Raw genomic sequence first — 1002 nt, 5'->3', positions numbered from 1 at the left:
TTGATTCCGTTGATTGACAATGCCACATCAAGCGAAATTGACGGAGAGAAAGGAACGCTGATGATTGTGGGCGATCCAAAGCAATCCATATACCGTTGGCGTGGCGGAAAAGCAGAGCAATTTATCGAGTTGAGTAAAGAGCATAATCCGTTTAATAATCCAGAAAAAGTTTTAGAACATTTAGATAAAAATTACCGTTCTTATTCGCAAATAATCGAATTCAATAACGAATTTTTTCAATTGATGGCTAACGAATTCGAACACGAAGATTACAAAGATTTATACCAAAATCATAGCCGTCAAAAAACGAATGCAAAAACAGGTGGTTATGTGAATATTTCTTTCATTCCAAAAACAGAAGAAAGCGAATCCGACGAAGCATTAGATAAAACCGAATTGTATTTATTGGCGACTTTAAACACCATTCAAAAAGTAAAACAGCAAGGTTTTGAACTCAAAGATATTGTTATTTTGACACGAAAACGCAGTCACGGAATTGCCGTTGCTAATTATTTGACCGAGCAAGGAATTCCGCTTTTATCCTCGGAAACCTTGATGATTCAAAATGCAACCGAGGTTCGTTTTATTATTTATTTATTAAAATATTTAAAAAATAGTTTCGATTTAGAAGCCAAAGCGCATTTTCTTCATTATGTTGCTGAACACATTCAGGATCAATTGCCAATTCACGATTTCATTGCCCAAGGAATGGACAAAAAACAGGAAACTGAATTCGAAAATTGGTTAACAAATTTCGATATTTCCCTTTCATTTCAAGACATTCGAAAAAAATCGCTGTATGAATCGGTGGAAACGATAATAAATAAATTTCTGAAATCCCAAAACGGTAATGCATACGTTCAGTATTTCCTTGACATTGTTCTGGAACGTGATGTGCGCAACCAAGCAGGAATTTCGGATTTCTTGAATTACTGGGATAAAAATGCCGAGAAATTCAGCATTCCATCTCCCGAAGGCAAAAATGCGGTTCGAATTATGACC

At 35.5% G+C, this 1002-nt stretch carries 1 protein-coding gene; it reads left to right on the top strand.

Going from position 1 to position 1002, the window contains the following annotated elements:
- The coding region (locus EKL98_RS17505) for a 3'-5' exonuclease (RefSeq protein WP_158618359.1) at nt 1-1002 on the top strand (1002 nt) is incomplete at both ends.

It is taken from the genome of Flavobacterium bomense (assembly GCF_003970355.1).
Note: the sequence above shows the minus strand (reverse complement) of the source record. Positions and strands in the feature narration are given on the sequence as shown.